Annotated in this window: 14 protein-coding genes; 1 reads left to right on the forward strand and 13 read right to left on the reverse strand. The window is 47.0% G+C overall.

Annotation, left to right across the window (positions count from 1 at the left end):
- Positions 1-92 precede the first annotated feature (92 nt).
- The 12 genes from BUA17_RS20205 to BUA17_RS20255 all read right to left on the reverse strand — a co-directional run bounded on the left by BUA17_RS20205 (position 93) and on the right by BUA17_RS20255 (position 16,795).
- A complete protein-coding gene (locus BUA17_RS20205) occupies positions 93-2,279 on the reverse strand; it encodes a HelD family protein (protein ID WP_072734762.1) in 2,187 nt (728 codons plus the stop codon).
- A 177-nt stretch (positions 2,280-2,456) separates the two neighbouring features.
- A complete protein-coding gene (locus BUA17_RS20210) occupies positions 2,457-4,250 on the reverse strand; it encodes an ABC transporter ATP-binding protein (protein ID WP_072734815.1) in 1,794 nt (597 codons plus the stop codon).
- Positions 4,251-4,318: 68 nt separating this feature from the next.
- Positions 4,319-5,617, reverse strand: a complete 1,299-nt coding sequence (locus BUA17_RS20215; RefSeq protein ID WP_072734763.1) for an NCS2 family permease — start codon at positions 5,615-5,617, stop codon at positions 4,319-4,321.
- Positions 5,618-5,811: 194 nt separating this feature from the next.
- Positions 5,812-6,570, reverse strand: a complete 759-nt coding sequence (locus tag BUA17_RS20220) for a tRNA threonylcarbamoyladenosine dehydratase (RefSeq protein WP_024633055.1) — start codon at positions 6,568-6,570, stop codon at positions 5,812-5,814.
- 18 nt (positions 6,571-6,588) lie between these two features.
- Positions 6,589-8,367, reverse strand: coding sequence for an aspartate--tRNA ligase (gene aspS / locus BUA17_RS20225; RefSeq protein WP_072734764.1), 1,779 nt, complete (start codon positions 8,365-8,367; stop codon positions 6,589-6,591).
- A 203-nt stretch (positions 8,368-8,570) separates the two neighbouring features.
- Positions 8,571-9,824, reverse strand: coding sequence for a histidine--tRNA ligase (hisS, locus tag BUA17_RS20230; RefSeq protein WP_072734765.1), 1,254 nt, complete (start codon positions 9,822-9,824; stop codon positions 8,571-8,573).
- Positions 9,825-10,655: 831 nt separating this feature from the next.
- Positions 10,656-11,924: an SEC-C metal-binding domain-containing protein gene (locus BUA17_RS20235; RefSeq protein ID WP_072734766.1), complete on the reverse strand. Its 1,269-nt coding sequence runs from the start codon at positions 11,922-11,924 to the stop codon at positions 10,656-10,658.
- A 615-nt stretch (positions 11,925-12,539) separates the two neighbouring features.
- The gene (locus tag BUA17_RS20240) at positions 12,540-12,986 is read right to left on the reverse strand and encodes a hypothetical protein (protein ID WP_072734767.1); all 447 of its coding nucleotides are present in this window, start codon (positions 12,984-12,986) and stop codon (positions 12,540-12,542) included.
- Positions 12,987-13,100: 114 nt separating this feature from the next.
- Positions 13,101-13,607, reverse strand: a complete 507-nt coding sequence (locus tag BUA17_RS20245; RefSeq protein ID WP_072734768.1) for a type 1 glutamine amidotransferase domain-containing protein — start codon at positions 13,605-13,607, stop codon at positions 13,101-13,103.
- A gap of 285 nt (positions 13,608-13,892) precedes the next feature.
- Entirely contained in the window at positions 13,893-14,060 is a 168-nt protein-coding gene (locus BUA17_RS31290; protein ID WP_157258400.1) for a hypothetical protein, read from the reverse strand.
- Between the two features lie 77 nt (positions 14,061-14,137).
- Complete coding sequence (gene dtd / locus BUA17_RS20250) at positions 14,138-14,599, reverse strand: D-aminoacyl-tRNA deacylase (RefSeq protein ID WP_072734769.1); 462 nt, start codon at positions 14,597-14,599, stop codon at positions 14,138-14,140.
- A 12-nt stretch (positions 14,600-14,611) separates the two neighbouring features.
- Entirely contained in the window at positions 14,612-16,795 is a 2,184-nt protein-coding gene (locus BUA17_RS20255) for a RelA/SpoT family protein (RefSeq protein WP_063567711.1), read from the reverse strand.
- Between the two features lie 376 nt (positions 16,796-17,171).
- Here BUA17_RS20255 and uraA point away from each other — a divergent pair, with 376 nt between their 5' ends.
- Positions 17,172-18,488: a uracil permease gene (gene uraA, locus BUA17_RS20260; RefSeq protein ID WP_063567710.1), complete on the forward strand. Its 1,317-nt coding sequence runs from the start codon at positions 17,172-17,174 to the stop codon at positions 18,486-18,488.
- Positions 18,489-18,684: 196 nt separating this feature from the next.
- Here the strand turns inward: uraA and BUA17_RS20265 are convergent, their stop codons facing one another.
- Entirely contained in the window at positions 18,685-19,197 is a 513-nt protein-coding gene (locus tag BUA17_RS20265; RefSeq protein ID WP_024633046.1) for an adenine phosphoribosyltransferase, read from the reverse strand.
- Positions 19,198-19,226: the final 29 nt, after the last annotated feature.

Raw genomic sequence — 19,226 nt, forward strand, 5'->3', positions numbered from 1 at the left:
AATAATACTCATCTGAAAAGTACAAAAAAGAGCATGGTGCTTTAACAGCGCCATGCTCTTTCTATATTAATGCTATGTTCAACAACAAGGTTTCACTCTGCCTCGCTGTCAGGCCAACCCTGAATGGCAACAGACTCGCCTTCCGGATTGTGGGTTGCAGCAGCATAGTCTGGCAATGGGCCGTCGTGGAATAACCACAGTTCGTGCAATGCCCGTGTACAGCCAACGTACAACAGCTTCGCATCACCCGCATTGGGCAAATAGTGTTTCTCATCGCTATCCGCTACGATAACTGCATCAAACTCCAACCCTTTCGACAAATAGACAGGTAAAACGGAATGACCGCCTGTGTACTGTTTTTTGCCGCCGTCAATCAAGTTCAGATCCCAGCCTGCGGCCTGGAGTTCATGGTGAAGCTCCTTTGCCTCACGCAGGGTACGGGTCAGAATAGAGACTGTGCGATAGTCTTTGACCGTCAAGAGCTTCAGAGCCTGTTCGAGGCTTGCTGTGCGCCCTTCTACCCCATAGGACAATGTCCGTACAGGATCACCACTCCGGAATACAGGAATTGCCGTAATACCGCTTTTGACGCCCCGCTCCAGAATCGTATTGGCATAATCGATAATTTCCATTGTCGAGCGATAACTCCGAGTCAATGCAAAGTATGCATTCTGTTCCTCGGGAAACAGCGAACTCATCTCTTCCCACGCGTGAACACCACGGTACTCATGAATGCCTTGGGACAGATCCCCCAGTATGGTGAAAGAATGCCCTTTGACAAACTGATCCAATAGCGCCACATGAAAAGGAGAAAAGTCCTGCGCTTCATCAATGACGACATGATCGAATCGCTCGGAGCCTTCAATATCATGAACCAAGGTATGAATGTACACCAATGCAGGCAAATCCTCTTCACGGATGATATCCTGCTTCAGATCTGCAGCCGTTTGCTTCATCACCAATTTGGGAATAAGCCCGCTGAGCGAGGCAGGTACCGAACCGCCTTTAACAACCTTAAACAGCTGTTTGTACAGCGTAAGCGGTTCATATTGAGGCCATTTTTTGGCGTAGGCCTTCTCACGGGTTGCCGCTTTCTTCTTACGCTCTTTGCGAACAGCTTCCGGGGAAGGTTTCTTGAGTTCCATCTCAATCCAGCGGTGAATACGCGCCATAACCCGCTCTTTGCGTTTCGCCAGCGGATAATGTTTGTACTCATCCCCGAACCAGTTCTCAATCTCGGCTTTGCTGAGCACTGCACCATCCCATGGGCTGAAGTCCATATCAGGTACGGATTCCTCTTCCATCCCGGATAGCCACTCCCCAATCAGTTCCATGAAGCGGATCGAGCCTTTATAACGCCCAGGCACATCATCATTGAGTTCAGGACGTGCATCCGGCGTTTCAAACCAAGTGTTCAAAGTCTCCGACGTGTCTGCCAAAGGCAGGTCTAACCCCAGTAAGTTCATCGCCCAATCCGGGAATGTACGCTGCTGAATATCTCCTACACCGAGCTCTGGGAGTACATCTGATATGTAATCCAGAAACATGTGGTTGGGTGCGAAAATAACCATTTTCTCCGCTGATACCTGTTCCTTGTATTGATATAGCAAAAAGGCAAGCCGATGCAGTGCGACGGTTGTTTTACCCGAACCGGCCACACCCTGAATGATCAATGCGGTGTTTCTCGCCGCACGAATGATCTGATCCTGCTCCGCCTGAATGGTGGATACGATATCACGAAGCTTGTTGTCCTTGTTCTCACCCAATCGATACACAAGGAATTCATCTGATACGGCTGGCTGGTCACTGTCCCGATTGTACGTATCCGCCACACGTTCCAATATACGCTGCCGAATGACAACGTTTCGTTTCAGATAAACCAGGCCCTCAATAAGTCCCTCTGGGGCTTCATACATTGCGGAGGCTTCCCCTCCGGTAAATGAGTAAAACAGGCTTGCGACAGGAGCACGCCAATCGATGACGAGCGGATGCTCTCCCACCTCTTCGCGGTCTACGCCGATTTTGCCAATATACAGCGGTTTCCGTGCACCACTGCCCTGTTCTTCGAAATCCAAGCGTCCGAAATAGGGTTGCTGCGCGCTCTTGGACAAGGCGGTGCGGCGCTCTTCACGTCCGGCCTCCAGCACTTGCTCTGTGAAGTCGTGGCCGGTGTATACCGGGATATTCTGCAGCCGTTCCAGCTGACTGTCCACTTCCTTCATCGTTCGCTCTAACCTGTACTCTTCTTCTTGATAGGCACTTTGAAAGCTGTCTGACATGTTTCAGTTACCTCCTAAGAATATGTTTTGCTCTGCATAGTCAATCACTGACGACACAAAAGGATACCCACTATATCATATTGATGTATAAAAAGCTACAGTAGCCTGGATAGCAAAATGAAAGAAACCGCTGTTCCTGTTCGCAAAGAACAGATGAACAACGGTCATCCTTTAACATCATACCGGCTCAGAATCCGGCTTCCCATCCTGTGCCACAAACTGTTTCTGTGCCAGTTCACGGTATACCGGATGGTTGCTAATTAGCTCCGCATGTGTTCCGGTTCCCGTCACATGTCCCTGTTCCAGAACAACAATCTGATCAGAATCGACAACGGTGGACAATCGATGTGCAATAACAACTGTCGTTCGTCCTTCCATCAGATTGGACAAGGCTTGCTGTACCTCATGTTCCGAGGTGCTGTCCAGACTGGACGTCGCTTCATCCAGCATCAGAATATCCGGGCTGCGCAGCAGTGCACGAGCAATAGCGATCCGTTGACGTTGACCACCGGAGAGCTTGATTCCGCGTTCTCCCACTTCTGTATCGTAGCCCTGAGGCAATTTATCAATAAAAGCGGAGGAATAAGCCATTTCTGCCGCCTGTCTAATTTCGTCCATATTCGCCTCACGGCCCAGCCCGTATGTCATGTTTTCCTTAATTGTGCCTGCCATCAGAGGGCTCTCCTGTGATACATATCCAATCTTGCTTCGCCAGGAGGCTAATGAATAATCCGTTATAGCTTGTCCACCATACGATATACTGCCCGCCCCCGGAAGATAGAACTGTTCCAACAGGGAGAATAGCGTTGATTTCCCGCTGCCGCTTGGCCCAACAATGGCCGTCACTTTACGGGCCGGAACGGTCAGATTAATTCCATGCAGTACCTCTTCCCCTGTTACATAAGAGAAGTGCAGGTTGTTAAATGTAATTGTCTCATTGCCCTTAGGAGCTATTGCTGTGCTATGACGAGGTTCTTCTTCATGTGCCAGAATGGCCTGAATGCGTTCTGTCGCACCGACAACCTTTTGCAGACGTGAATACAGTGTCGTAAATTGCCCCATCGGCATAATCACTTGGAACAACAACAGAATGAAGGCGACCAGTTCACCAGGAGACAGCAAGCCAGAAGCTACCCGCATGCCGCCAACACCCAGAATAACAACCAGTACAGCCGTCATGACAAACGTAAAGAGTGGACCAATCAACGCCAAAATCCGCGCTTCCTGGAGTCCAAAAGCAAACATCTTCCCAATACGGGAATCGCCTGCTTCCGCCTCCTGTTTCTCCGTACCATAAGCTTTCACCAAACGAATCTCGCCAATGACTTGGCTGAGCACCGAAGTAAGACCTGCCATTTCGTCCTGCTGCTTTTTGGAGATTTTGTACATTTTACGACCAACAGGCAGCAGGATGAGTAGCGTTAGCGGCACCAGACTCAGAATAATGAGTGACATGACCCAGTCCAGATAGAAAAGCAACGCTACCCCGCCCACAACCGCAACGATATTGGATACAAAAGAAACGAGATAATCCGCAATTAGCGTCATAATCTGACTTGTATCATTCGTGATTCGACTCATCGTATCACCCGTACGATTCCGGTCGAAATATGGCATCGGCAAGGATAACACCTTGTTCCACAGCTTCGTTCGCAATGTCGCAACCACCCGTTGACCTGCATAGTTCAACATATAGATGCTTATGCCTGAAGCGATGGCCTGAATAACAAATGCCCCCAGCAGCAGGAAAATAACGGACTTGTTCAGCGCAGACATCGTGAGCCCATCAATCAGGCCTTTGGTCATCAGCGGAACAATCAGTCCGGCTGTCGTCTGAATAAGTGTCAGGATCAACGCTATGATCAGAATAAGCTTCGGTGGATTTGTGGCAGCAATCAGCTTCACAAAATCCTTGAATCCCTTTTTTCCTATTTTCGATTCAGCTTGACCTGCCTGTTGTTGCTCTTCCATTTCCGTTCCCCCGTTCTCTCCTTGTTCACCAGAGATCATCGTACGAACCACATTACGTTTCCTGTCTTTTACAATATCCCATGCAGCACGAAATTGGCCAAAAACAGGATGGCAATGCCATACATGACTTTAGGCACCTGTTTGCCCTGACCCGCCGCCAGCTTCGCCACCGGATACGCAATGAATCCAAATGCCATACCGTCCACGATGCTATACGTAAATGGAATCATGACCATGATCAGAAAAGCCGGAAAAGCTTCCGTGAAATCACTGAAATCCATATCCTTCACACTTTGTACCATCAAGCCGCCAATAATGATCAAAATCGGTGCAATAGCACTGTCCGGAATATAACCCAACAGCGGAATAAAGAAGAACGTTGCACCAAACAGCACTGCGGTAACCAGTGGAGTCAAGCCCGTCCGCCCACCTGCTGCTATGCCCGCTGTTGTCTCCGCCGCAGCTACAGTAGGGCTGCTGCCAAAAATTCCAGCAAAAATATTGGAGATCGACAGCGCCCGCAAACTGCCTTTAAACCTTTGGGGGCGACCAATAAGATGGGTTTGGGCTGTGATCAGGCCGATGTTCTCAAATACAACGATCAGCAACAACAGAAATACTGCAATCCAGAACGATAGATCCAACAGATTTGCAAAGGAAAGCTGGGCAAACAAACCACCATATTGATGCAGTGCTTCTGTGGCAGACACCGGATCACCTGGTTTTACAGCGCCAAGCACATAAGCTAGTCCAGTTCCCGCCAAAATACTGATCAGAAGCCCGCCTTGTACATTGCGTATAAATAAAATCAAGGCGATCACAAGAGTGACACAGGCAGTGATCACTCCAGGATCATTAAAATGTCCGATCGCCACAAATGTGGTCTGGTGTGCGATGACGATTCCGCTTTTTTGCAAACCAATAAACGTCAGGAACAGGCCAATCCCCACCGTAATGCCATGCTGCAGGTTTTTCGGAATGGCCTCACTAATTATTTTATATAACGATGTAAAGGCTACGACCGCAAACAGCACACCGGTGACAGATACAACCGCCAAGGCTTCCTGCCAGCTCAATTTCATCGAATGTACGAGTGTGTAGGTGAAAAATGCATTGATACCCATGCCAGGTACAACGATAATCGGCGACTTACCGCCAAATGCCATCAGCAAACAACCTGCGATGGACGTCAGCAGTGTACCCACCATTGCCGCCTGTAGCGGCATTCCGGCATCGGCCAGAATTGTTGCATTGACCATTACGATATACACCACGGCAAAATAGGAAATGGCCCCCGCCACAATTTCCTTCTTCCACTGGTCTCCCGGCTCCAGGCCAAGTTGTCTGGTCATCCATCCTTGTTTCATTCGTTCCGTTCCCCTCTCTCTATGTAAGCCGAACAAATGTAGTTATCAGTTACCATCATTTCGCACAGCACCACATATCATACACGCTTTTGGGATTGAAGTACATCACGTAACCCTGACATTTGTTAAGGTTTGCGCATGCAAAAAAAAGCGCAGGTACCTTGTCGGCACCTACGCTTTTCCTTCACAACAGATTACTGCTGCTTATTCTCTGCAATTTCGATCAGTTCCTTGACGGCCACGCTGACCATGATCAGTCCGGCTACCGGAGGAACAAAGGCGTTACTCGCTGGTGGCTGTTTGGCCTTGCGAATTTCCGGCGCATTCTCAGGAACGATTTTCTGTGTTACATCTTCGCGTGGTTTGAGCGGCTTTTCGGTTGAAAAGACCACTTTCACACCTTTTTTAATACCGTCTTTGCGAAGTGTCGTACGGACAACACGAGCAATCGGGTCCATGGTCGTTTTCGAAATGTCCGCAACCTGGAATTTCGTCGGGTCCATTTTGTTTGCCGCACCCATGCTGGAAATGACCGGAATCTTCCGTTTGAGGCATTCCTTGATAAGGTGGATTTTGTAAATGATCGTGTCGGAAGCATCCAACACATAATCCAGCTCATACTTGAACAATTCCTCATACGTTTCTTCCGTGTAAAACATATTCAGTGCAATCGCGTCGCACTCCGGATTGATGAGCTTCACGCGCTCCACCATCAGATCTGCTTTTTTCTGACCAACGGTCGTGGTCAAAGCATGAATCTGACGATTGATGTTGGTGATGTCTACCACGTCTTTATCAATCAGAATGATACGTCCAACACCGCTACGGGCGAGAGCTTCCACTGCAATACCGCCCACGCCGCCGATGCCGAGCACAGCTACTGTACTATTTTTCAAAGCGTTCAGACCTTCAGGTCCAATTGCCAGTTCTGTTCTTGAAAATTGATGGAGCATTGAGAATCGATGCCTCCTTTATTTCTTTTCCGCCACCGGTTTACGGGCTACGCGGATGTGAAGTTGTTCCAATTGGGAGTTATCCACTTCAGAAGGTGCATTCATGAGCAGATCCGTTGCACTTGCCGTTTTCGGGAAGGCAATCGTTTCACGCAGATTCGTGCGACCTGCCAGCAGCATCACCAGACGGTCGAGACCAAAAGCGATTCCGCCGTGTGGTGGCGTTCCATATTCAAATGCTTCGAGCAGATATCCGAATTTCTCGTTGGCCACTTCCGGAGAAAGTCCCAGAGCAGCGAACATTTTTTCTTGAACATCACGTTTGTAGATACGCATCGAACCGCCGCCCACTTCATAACCATTCAGAACGAGGTCATAGGCTTGAGCGCGAATAGCACCCGGATCTGTGTCAAAAAGATGCACATCTTCGTCTTTAGGACGTGTGAACGGATGGTGTTCTGCTACATAACGTTTCGCATCTTCATCGTACCCGAGCAATGGGAAGTCCACAACCCATGCAAATTTGAATTTGCTGTCATCAATCAGGCCCAGTTGACGACCGATTTTCAGACGAAGTGCGCCCAGTACATCTGCAACCACTTTTTTGGTGTCAGCAGAGAAGAGCAACAAGTCGCCTTCTTCAGCGCCAGTACGTTCTTTGACTGCTTCGATCTCTTCTGGCGTAAAGAACTTCACGATTGGCCCTTTGAACTCGCCATCTTTGACTTGAATCCATGCCAATCCTTTTGCACCGTAACGCGCTGCGAATGGTCCGAGGTCATCGATTTCTTTACGGCTCCATGTACCACAGCCTTTGGCGTTCAGAACTTTCACTTCTCCACCTTTTTCGATGACAGAAGCAAATACTTTCACACCACTGTTAGCTACGATATCGTTCATTTCAACCAGTTCCATGCCAAAACGCAGGTCCGGTTTGTCTGAACCGTATTTACCCATTGCATCTGCATACGTAATCCGTTGGAAAGGCAGTTCCAGCTCAATACCTTTCGTTTCACGCAGCAATTTGGCCATCAGATCTTCCATCATTGGCAGCAGGTCATCCTGTTGCAGGAAGGAAGTCTCGATGTCGACTTGGGTGAACTCCGGTTGACGGTCCGCACGCAAATCTTCATCACGGAAACAACGAGCGATCTGATAGTAACGCTCAAGTCCGCCGACCATCAGCAATTGTTTGTAAATTTGCGGTGATTGTGGCAGGGCGAAGAATTCACCTTCATGCACACGGCTTGGTACGAGGTAATCACGCGCACCTTCCGGGGAGCTCTTGGTGAGGATTGGTGTTTCTACTTCAACGAATTCTTCTCCATCCAGATAATCACGGAACACTTTGGATGCTTTGGAACGCAATTTCAATGTTTCAAACATTTCCGGACGACGCAAGTCCAGGTAACGATATTTCAAACGAAGCGACTCGTCGACTTCCACACCATCTTCGATGAAGAATGGAGGTGTTTTTGCCGCGTTCAGTACTTCAATCTCGGTAATTTGCACTTCGATTTCACCTGTAGGCAGGTTTTTGTTTACTGTCTCTTCGTCACGTTTAACCACTTTACCCGTTACTGCGATAACGTACTCGCTCCGCACTCTGTCAGCGATTTGCAATGCTTCGCCAGAGTAAGCCGGGTTGAAAACAACTTGTACAATTCCGCTGCGGTCACGCAGATCGATAAACAGTACGCCCCCCAGGTCACGGCGGGTCTGTACCCAGCCGTTCAATGTTACGGTCTCACCGATGTGTGCGGGTGTTAATGCGCCGCAATGATGACTTCTTTTCATAACCAAACTCCTCTTATGTGAATTTCCGTTCTGTATGGGCGGGCAGAGCCCGCTTTTCAACAGTGCGGTTGCGTGAAGACGATTTTATTCAAATGGCATGTTATTACCTCTGGCTCTCCAACTTCCGATTAATCGGAAACATTGGTGAACCTCCGTAATTTTGCCGGATCAATTGTTGCTATTTTACAGTTTCAAACTCGTGCTTATTTACTTCCGCGTATAGCAGATACCAGATCATCCAGCTTCACCGTTTGTTGTTCACCTGTATCCATGGACTTCAGGGCAATTTCCCCGCGTTCCAGCTCATCATCACCCAGAATGGCAGTGTAACGGGCTTTGAATCGGTCAGCAGATTTCATCTGAGCTTTCATCTTGCGACCGAGATAGTCGCGTTCGCCGGACAGACCCGATTGACGAAGCTTAAACAGCTGACGGTTGACTTCACGATCGGCAGCTTCACCGAGAGCAACAAAATATACATCCAGTGGAGCAAGGGAACTAACATCAATATTCTGGTGTTCCAGAATCAGTTGAATACGCTCCAGACCAATACCGAAACCAATACCAGGCTGATCCGGTCCACCGATATCTCCAACGAGACCGTTGTATCTGCCGCCACCGCCGACTGTATCAATTGCGCCAATGCCTTGAGCTTTCAGTTCAAAAGCAGTCAATGTGTAGTAATCCAATCCGCGTACCAGACGATTGTTCACCGCATAATCTACACCGAAATCATCCAGATACTCTTTCAGCTTGGCGAAGTGGTTCAATGATTCTTCATCCAGGCTATCCAGTATGGACGGTGCCCCTACGAATTTGTCCTGATCAACTTTGCAGTCGAGCACACGCAATGGATTACGTTCCATCCGGGATTGGCAGTCCTTGCACAGGCTATCCTTCATCGGTCTGAGGAATCCAAGCAATTTTTCGCGGTATTCTGCACGGCTAGTTGGGTTACCCACCGAGTTGATCTCCACTTTGACATCTTTCAATCCCAGTTCTACACACAGTTGATACCCAAGCGCAATGACTTCAGCATCAATCGCTGGATCAAGGGCTCCGATAGCTTCTACACCGAACTGGTGGAACTGACGCTGGCGACCTGCTTGCGGACGTTCATAACGGAACATCGGACCGATGTAATAGAGCTTGCTCACATCCGGTTCGCCATAAATTTTATTTTCCACATAAGCGCGGACAACACCCGCTGTCCCCTCCGGACGAAGGGTCATGCTGCGGTCCCCTTTATCATTGAAGGTGTACATTTCTTTTTCAACAATATCGGTTGTTTCCCCAACGCCACGTACAAATAAAGAAGTCTGTTCGAAGATCGGTGTGCGAATCTCGCGGTAATTATAACGGCGACACAGATCACGCGCTTTTTCCTCTACGAACTGCCACTTTTCCACAACACCAGGCAGCAAGTCTTGCGTTCCAGTCGGTTTTTGAAAAGCCATCTTTCATCCCTCCAGCATCTATTTTTCTCTGTATAATAAGTTGTTCCAGGACTGTTACACCTGCCCACTCCGATTGCAGTACCATCTTCCGATCGCTGTTATCCCCAGATTTTTTAATTCAATTTTCAATGGGGAAATCCGGGGATAGCATATGCTTCCGAAGCAGCTTTCTTGCAGAAAGCTTTTAGCCGAACGCTTCGCTTCTACAGATTGGTTCTGCAATCTCCGTTATGGTATAAATGTTAGGATCAACTTATATATCAAAAAAATCCCTCGCCCTGTCGCTGTATAAACAGCAAACAAAGGGACGAGGGATTGTGTTTACACATTCACCCGTGGTACCACCCACATTCCGGAATCCCTGACACTTTCGCCGTTCAGGTGATCATGTAATGATCTAAGGTTGCTCCAGGCAAGCCGATCATACAGATCATTCCGCTCTACGTATAACGCACGCCCTGCGCAGGCCAGCTAATAACCATCAGATGTAAATCTAATGTGTTCGCTGTCTGTTCTCGGGGAAGTCATTCGTCCGCTCATCAAGAGAATCCTTACAGCCAAGGGATTCTTCTCTGTTCATGTGGGCACGGAGTACTTGGTCCCGTCATCAAATCATCAAGTTATATCGTTTAAAGTTATTATATAACGTTTAAAGTTAATTTATTTTCTGATTGTAATGAACCGCAGTGCTAAAGTCAAGGGCTAACACAAAAAGATAGCACTAGAAAAAAATATTCACACGTCATACGGAATGCGGAGTACACAGAAATCAAGGCTAATAGAAGCTGGACTCATCAAATGAATTCCAACTTCTATTGCCTTCTTATATCTCTATTGTTTCAGCATCCACTTCAGCAGATCCGGCACATTCGCCCATAAACGGGAGTGCATAATGACGTATTCAATCGCTTCGTCGGAATTACCCATTCCGACAAAATCAGGGAGGTTATACGGCAGCTGCTTCAAACCCAGCAGGTAATCAGGCACATGGTTGTTCACACCCCGGGCCACACGGTACAGCATTTTGAGCTGGGAGGTGATTCCGTTCTTCTTATACTCCAGAATGATCTGGTCATAGGCAAAGGCGGCTGCAGCGTCATCTTTCCCATACTTCTCCATCAGTTGCTCTGCCTGCTCCAATTGGTTGCTGTACAAATACACAGCAGCGAGCAGGTAACGCGCTCCGGTATTGTCTTCCGTATTAAGCTCCAAAATATGCTCCAGGATTTGTGCCGCTTCGTTGGCATCTCCGCCAAACCAGCAGGATTCGGCGTAGCTTTTGCATATCCGGATATATGGACGAGTCTCATGAAGCGCCCAGAAGTCCCCCTTGTTCTTCTCAAAAAACAGTTCGCCCAATTCGCGTTCGCCAGCAGCGATTCCGGCCTTGAGGTAAGCTCGTGCATCAGACTCATTGTCCGATTCCTCAGCCAGAATACGATACGCATCAGAGCTGTCAGAATACATCTCCAGGGCCGTTTTCGCCAGCTGTATTCTGCGTTTGGAAGAACTGGCTTCCATCGCCTTATGTAGCAGAGCCTGCGCTTTGTCCTTCGATGTACCTGGGCTGTTCAGAATCATCAGCTCGTCCGTTTCTCCACCCATGCCGTATTCTTCGATGTATTCGAACATCTCCTTAACCTTTCGGGAGATCGTTGATGTCGTTACCTCATATTTATCTGACAGCTCAGCCTTCGAAACATTGAAGCCGTATTCCTCAGACAGCAAGTACTCGATTGCAGCAAAGAACGAGCCTGTCTTCTTCACAGTAGGGCGGGTCTGACGGGAATAGCCATTCCATAGCAACAGAGCTTCCAATATCAGCTCCCGCTCGTAATGGTTCCTCATGTTCTCAATAAGCTGCAGGGCCAGCTGTTCGTGAGCCGGATGCTCCCATTTCAGTTCGCGCTCCACCATCTTTTTCAGTTTGGTCAAGGTCAGTTTGCTCTCAGGCTGAATCGAGGCTTCCTGGACATGCTGCTCCGTTGATATCAGCCCCAGTATGGATTCTACCGCAGAAGGCTCCTTGCCCAAACAGCATTTCTTATATTTTTTCCCGCTTCCGCACGGGCATAAATCATTTCTTCCAACCTTACTCAAAACTAATTCCCCCTTAAATCTGTCACTAGCCATTCGCATGAGAACACTGTTGCTTTAGCATTATAGGTGTCATTTCTCAAACGAGGCATTCTATATAACTTACAATTTCTAGCATCAAGCAGAAACGGTTGTCGCCCTTATATAAACGCGGGGCCGTTTCAGCGAGTATATGTTCATCTAGAATATAACGATCACTCTGGCGATGAATTCCTCATACTCTCGATCATAGGATTGGATTTGCCTGAGCCCAATCGCTGGAAGCTTGATTTACCGTCCAATGTAGCCCAACTATGAAAACAATGCGCTTTAAAATACATTAACCCATTTCTCTATTCTAGCAAAAAATTTAAATAAGGGGTAAGCTTCATCCAAAACATACAAATTCTCATCTCAAAAAAAAAACCTGCACACGGTGTGCAGGCTCAAAGGATATATAAAAAAAGGGGGTCATGTGTGTTATTATAAACGGGCTATGTTAAAGGCTTATGTAACTAATATTACAGTAATATTACAAAAATGATAGCGCTTTATAATTTGTTGTTTTCTCCATTATAAAAGCCCCTGCAGATGGCCCTGACATGGAAGTCAGACCCTGCAAGGGCTTCATACTACATATTAATTCAATTCTTCCACATAAGCTTGGTTGGAACGAAGTTTATGAACGATTTCCTCATAATCCTCATCCCTTACTTTGGCAGACAAAACATAATGCAGATCGTCATAGTCAGTCGAGGACACATCCGCAGCATCCAACAGATTGCCATCCCCATTAACATTATCTCGGGTACCTCGCTCGGTATCACGATCCACATTGCTGACGACCGGGATTACATTTTCGCTGGCGGGAACCCCAGGTGCTGCACCCACTCCCATGGCTCCATTGGTTCCTACGCCACCCGCTGTGTTATAAGGCACCAGAGGTACCATAATCCGTTTGTCTCTGCCAACCGCGCTATCCAGTTGCCCTACCTCCAAATGCTCTGTACGGAACGTCTGAAGTGAGGTTCTTGCCCCCTCTGCCTCGTCCTCGGTCCGAAAATACGCCTGAATATGTTTTGTCATGTCAAACCCTCCTTTATCGGAATAAATGCTTGGTGTAACGAAAACTTAGAAGCTTTGAGCTTCAATCTTCATTTTAATCAGAAATCACATTATCGTACGGTCCGCCCCAAGTCATTAAATGACTTTTAACAACTCGCGGACAAATGCCGGTTCATCGGCAGGCGTACGGGATGTAATATAATTTCCATCTACAACAGCTTCATGATCCTTGAATTCTGCCCCAGCGTTCACCATATCATCCTTGAGCGGAGGATAGGCTGTAATCGTACGGCCTTTCAACAGATTCGCACTTGCCAGAATTTGCGGACCGTGGCAGATCGCCGCGATAGGTTTCTTCGCACTGTTGATCTCCGTTACGAATTTCAGGATATGTGCGTCTGTACGCAAATTTTCAGGAGAAGATCCACCAGGAATGACAACAGCGTCGTAATCCGAAGCCGAGACCTCAGCGATCGCTTTGTCCGAAGTATAGGAGGCTTTACCACCTTTACCTTTCAGCGTCTCTCCTGCTTTCAAGCCGATAATTTCCACGTCGTGTCCGGCTTTTTTCACCTCATCATATGGAACCTGCATTTCCGAATCTTCAAAATCATTCGCCAATAAAAAAGCAACTTTACTCATAACGTATGTTCTCCTTTCCGTGTTCGAAATTTCTTGAAATCGGGTATTCGCAGAAATTGTTGGTGTACATTTCTTGTTCATTGCCCGTAATAAATACTGAACCTGGCACGCCATCGTGCCTCGTTCTGTTATTACCCTAACCAGAGCCGTTTATAACATGACGAGCCTGTATTATTTTGACTTTGATCAGACCATCTGATTCAGCTACAGTTAAGTTCCATAACAAAAAAAGCCCTGATTCGATGATCGAATCAAGACTTTTCATTCATTCCAAATGGTCAGCACTCAGTCACGCGGAAGACGGCTCTGCTCCCCTTTGTCCGAATCCTGAAGGGCCCAAACCGTTGTTGTACACTCGGCAGCAGCGCGGGCAAGCTTAAGGGACTCATACAGGTTTCCAGGCAGAAGCAAAGGTTCTATTCGGGAACGTGTTTCCTTGACGGATTGGCGCATAATGGGTGGGATACTCCTTTGATCATCTTATGTTAATGAACCGAATTATCCCTCATTATGGCCTGTTCCCCAACCAATTATGCATGCGTTTCTTGACGAATAGGGCTTTCGAGCATTAAAGTCACCGGTCCCCAATTCGTGAAAGTCACATCCATCATCGCTCCGAAACGCCCGGTTTCCACTTGAATTCCTTTATCACGTAACAGCTGATTAAACGTTTCATACAACAATTCTGCCGCTTCAGGTCTGGCTGCAGCTGCAAAGCTTGGGCGTTTTCCTTTGCGACAATCTCCGTACAATGTAAATTGTGATACAGATAATACAGCCCCGCCCACATCAATCAGACTGAGATTCATCTTTTCCTGCTCATCTTCAAAGATACGAAGTCCAGCGATTTTGTCTGCCAAATATATGACATCCTTCTCCGTGTCCTCATGTGTAATTCCCACGAGCAACATCAATCCGGCTTCAATTCTTCCCGTCAGTTCTTCTCCAACGGTCACCTGAGCCTCTTTACAGCGTTGTACAAGCACCCTCATCTTACAGGCTCCTTACTGCATAATTCGATGCACAGAATAGACATCTTTCACTCGTTTGATCCGTTCCACAACCGAATGCAGATGCTCCGTATTACGAATCAGAATTGTGACATGCACCAATGCTAATTTATTTTTATCTGTACGTCCGGTGACGGCAGATATATTGGTTTTACTTTCCGAAACAGCCTGAAGCACTTCATTGAGCAAGCCGTTGCGATCATGGCCCGTAATCTCAATATCCACACTGTAGTTGGCTTCAATATTCTCTTCCCACTCGACTTCAATGACGCGAGCTGCTTCTTCCCCATCCGTACTGGACGGGATATTTGGACAGTCCGTTCGATGCACCGAAACCCCACGTCCACGTGTAACATACCCGATAATAGCATCCCCTGGTACAGGGTTACAGCAGCGCGCAAAACGTACAAGCAAATTGTCTATACCTTTGACACGGATGCCATTCGTCGGACGGTTTTTGCGTTCAGGTGCAGGCTTCAGCTCACGCATTTCGGAGTTCAGCTCAAGCAAGCTGGATTCTTCCTGCTCCTTGCGAAGTTTCTCCGTTGCTTTGGTCACGATCTGTGCAGCCGTAATACCACCGAATCCAACAGCTGCGAGCATATCCTCAATATCATTGAAGGCATACTTTTTGGCTGCTTCCTGCAACTTATCGTCCGTCATCCAAGCAGATGGATCAAGTCCCATGCGCTTGAGTTCACGTTCACAACTGTCGCGTCCTTTTTCAACGTTTTCTTCCCGCCGTTCCTTCTTGAACCATTGCTTGATCTTCGCTCGTGCGTGAGAGGATTTAGCAATTTTAAGCCAGTCCTGGCTCGGTCCGTAAGAATGTTTGGACGTCAAAATTTCAATGATATCGCCTGTCTTAAGATGATAATCGAGTGGAACGATACGACCATTTACTTTGGCACCAATCGTCCGATTACCCACCTCTGTATGGATTCTATATGCAAAATCCAATGGAACAGATCCAGTAGGCAATTCGATAACTTCACCTTTTGGCGTGAATACAAACACCAGATCCGAGAAGAAATCCATTTTAAGCGATTCTACAAATTCAGACGCATCCTGCGCTTCATTTTGAAGTTCAAGAATCTCGCGGAAAAACGTAATTTTATCTTCAAAATTATTTCCGTTTCCGTTCGCAGCCCCTTCCTTGTAGGCCCAGTGGGCAGCAATACCGAATTCAGCGGTGCGGTGCATATCCCAAGTCCGGATTTGGACTTCAGTCGGTTCCCCATTCGGACCTACGACCGTGGTATGCAGCGATTGATACATGTTCGCCTTTGGCATCGCGATATAGTCCTTGAAACGTCCAGGCATCGGTTTCCATAACGTGTGTATAATTCCGAGGGTAGCATAACAATCCTTGATGTTATCCACAATAATACGAATCGCAAGCAGATCATAAATCTCGTTAAACTGTTTGTTTTTCGTTGTCATTTTTTTGAACACGCTGTAGATGTGCTTAGGACGACCCGACAGATCTGCCTGAATTCCCATCTCATCCAGCTTGCTCGTAATACCGTCCATAACCGTATCAATATATTGCTCACGTTCCGCACGCTTTTTGTGCATCAGGTTTGCAATACGATAATATTGCTGCGGATTCAAATAACGGAGGGCGATGTCCTCCATTTCCCATTTGATCGCAGAGATACCCAGACGGTTCGCAATCGGACAGAAAATCTCCAACGTTTCATATGAAATCCGGCGCTGGCTTTCTTCCGACTGAAACTTGAGTGTCCGCATATTATGCAGACGGTCAGCCAATTTGATCACGATGACACGGATGTCCTGCGCCATGGCGATGAACATTTTGCGGTAGTTCTCGTTCTGCTGTTCTTCCTTGGAGCGAAACTGAATACGTTCCAGCTTCGTCAAGCCGTCAACAAGCATGGCACACGTATTGCCGAAATGATTGCGGATTTCTTCAAGTGAAACCGTAGTATCCTCTACTACATCATGAAGAAGCGCTGCAATTATGGAGATGGTGTCCATCTGCATGTTTACAACAATATCGGCAACCGCAAGCGGATGCAGAATATACGGTTCTCCCGATTTTCGCGTCTGTCCATGGTGGGCCTGATCAGCAAATTCGTAAGCTTCACGTATGCGCACCAGATCGGGTTCTTTGATATATGCCCCGGCCTTCTCGAGTAATTGCTCTATGCCCATTCTGATCTGTTCCGTGTCCTTTCTATACAAAATGGAACCCGTGACATAATATCAACACAGGTTCCCCGTAAAAGTAATTTCCTATAATTATGACGCTTCGCCCGTTTCCCGTCAACTACTGACGAATAAGAGCACATATCCAATTTTTTTATACGATATGTGTCATTCCTCAAAGATGTTGCCAGATATTCAACAAAGGTCGGAAAACATCCTCATTTACTATGTATTATTACCGTTATTTGCCGAAATAGAAGGATCAATTCTCAAAATAAAAATGGTTCCACCATGCTTAGTGGAAAAATGTTATTGCTAAATGAAGAGAAACTCTGTACTATATTGAAGATTTGTGTTTCGGAAAAAAGGAGATGAATATTCATTGCAACGTGAAATTCAGGTTAATCAAAAAATGCCGCTTGGCTCAGGGTCGCTGCTGAGTCTCCAGCATTTGTTCGCCATGTTTGGCAGTACGGTACTCGTGCCAAACCTGTTCGGTGTCGATCCAAGTATGATCTTGCTTATGAACGGTATTGGAACATTGTTGTACATACTCATGTGTAAAGGAAAGATTCCGGCCTATCTTGGGTCAAGCTTTGCTTTTATCGCACCTGTTTCTTCTGTGTTAATCGCACACCCTGATAACGGATACTCCATGGCACTTGGAGCGTTCATCGTAACGGGAGTTATTTTCTGCATTGTAGCTCTCATCATCAAGTATGCGGGAACAGGCTGGATTAATGTGGTTTTCCCGCCAGCGGTTATGGGTGCCATTGTTGCCCTAATCGGTCTTGAGCTTGTCCCTGTAGCAGCCGGAATGGCTGGGCTGATCAATTCAAACCCTGCTGAGAACCCAGATTGGGTACCTCAAGCCAAACCAATTATTTTAGCCATGGTTACTCTTGGTATCACTGTTATTGGTGCAGTAACCTTCCGTGGGTTCCCCAAGATCATTCACATTCTAATCGGGATTGTATCCGGTTACGTGCTTGGATACTTTATGGGTGAGGTAAAAACCGAGAATATAGCGAACGCTGACTTTATCTCGCTGCCTACCGTAACGACACCTACATTTGACTGGTCTGTCATATTCACCATTTTGCCTGTGGCACTCGTTGTCATTGTTGAGCACATCGGACATCTGCTTGTAACGAGCAGCATTGTGGGCAAAGATCTGTCCAAGGACCCAGGTCTGCATCGCTCCCTGCTCGGAAACGGCGTTTCAACTATTCTTTCCGGTTTTGTAGGATCCACACCGAATACAACTTATGGTGAAAATATTGGTGTTATGGCTCTGACCCGGGTTTACTCGACGTATGTTATTGGCGGCGCTGCCGTTATCGCAATTGTACTTTCGTTCTCAGGTACGTTCTCGGCACTTATAGCTAACATTCCCGTTCCGGTTATGGGTGGTGTATCTTTGCTTCTGTTCGGAGTTATTGCGGCATCCGGTTTGCGTATTCTGGTCGAACAGAAAGTGGATTTTGCCAAACCGACCAACCTGTTGCTAACTACCCTTGTACTCGTCATCGGACTTAGTGGTACTGAGATCACGTTTTATGGTATTCATCTGAAGGGAATGGCTCTGGCAACCATCGTCGGAATTCTGCTGAGCTTGTTGTTTAAATTATTTGAAGTACTGGGTTGGTCGAATGATCAAACGGAGAAACAGCCTTTAACCGAGAAAACTCCGGATTGATTTCTTACCGATCGGTCTGAACGAACAATGTTTATTCATTCTTCATTTTATACATCGTACAACGCAAAAAGCCTGCTCTCTAACCTTTACGGGTTGAGAGACAGGCTTTTTTTTGCAAATAGTTAATGCTGTATATTATTTCCCGGGAAACGGGAGATCCAGTTCACGTGATTTAACAGCAATGAATGCCGGAATTCTAGTAGTTCATCAATGTAAATACATCAATTCCTGGCAATTTTGCACGTCCATTCAAATCAGACAGCTCAATCAGGAATGCTGCACCTACAATCTTGCCACCCAATTGTTCAATCAGGTTAATGGAGGTAGCAATAGTTCCGCCTGTCGCCAGCAGATCATCCGCAATCAGGACATTTTGTCCTTTTTCGATCGCATCTGTATGCATAGCAAGCGTATCTTTGCCATATTCAAGATCATAACCGACTTCGATCGTCTCTCCAGGCAATTTTCCGCTTTTACGGATCGGAGCAAAACCGACACCCAGAGCGTACGCCAGAGGAGCGCCCACAACGAATCCACGTGCTTCAGGTCCGGCAATAACGTCAATTTTGAGATCCGAAACCATTACTTTCAGCTCATTGATCGCCTTGCGGTACATTTCTCCATCCTTCAACAATGTCGTAATGTCTTTGAAGCTGATTCCCGGTTGTGGAAAGTCAGGAATGACACGAATATAATCTTTAAAATCCAAAATAATCTCCTCCTAAAATAAATAGCACA

It is taken from the genome of Paenibacillus sp. ov031, assembly GCF_900143165.1.
GTDB lineage: Bacteria > Bacillota > Bacilli > Paenibacillales > Paenibacillaceae > Paenibacillus > Paenibacillus marchantiae.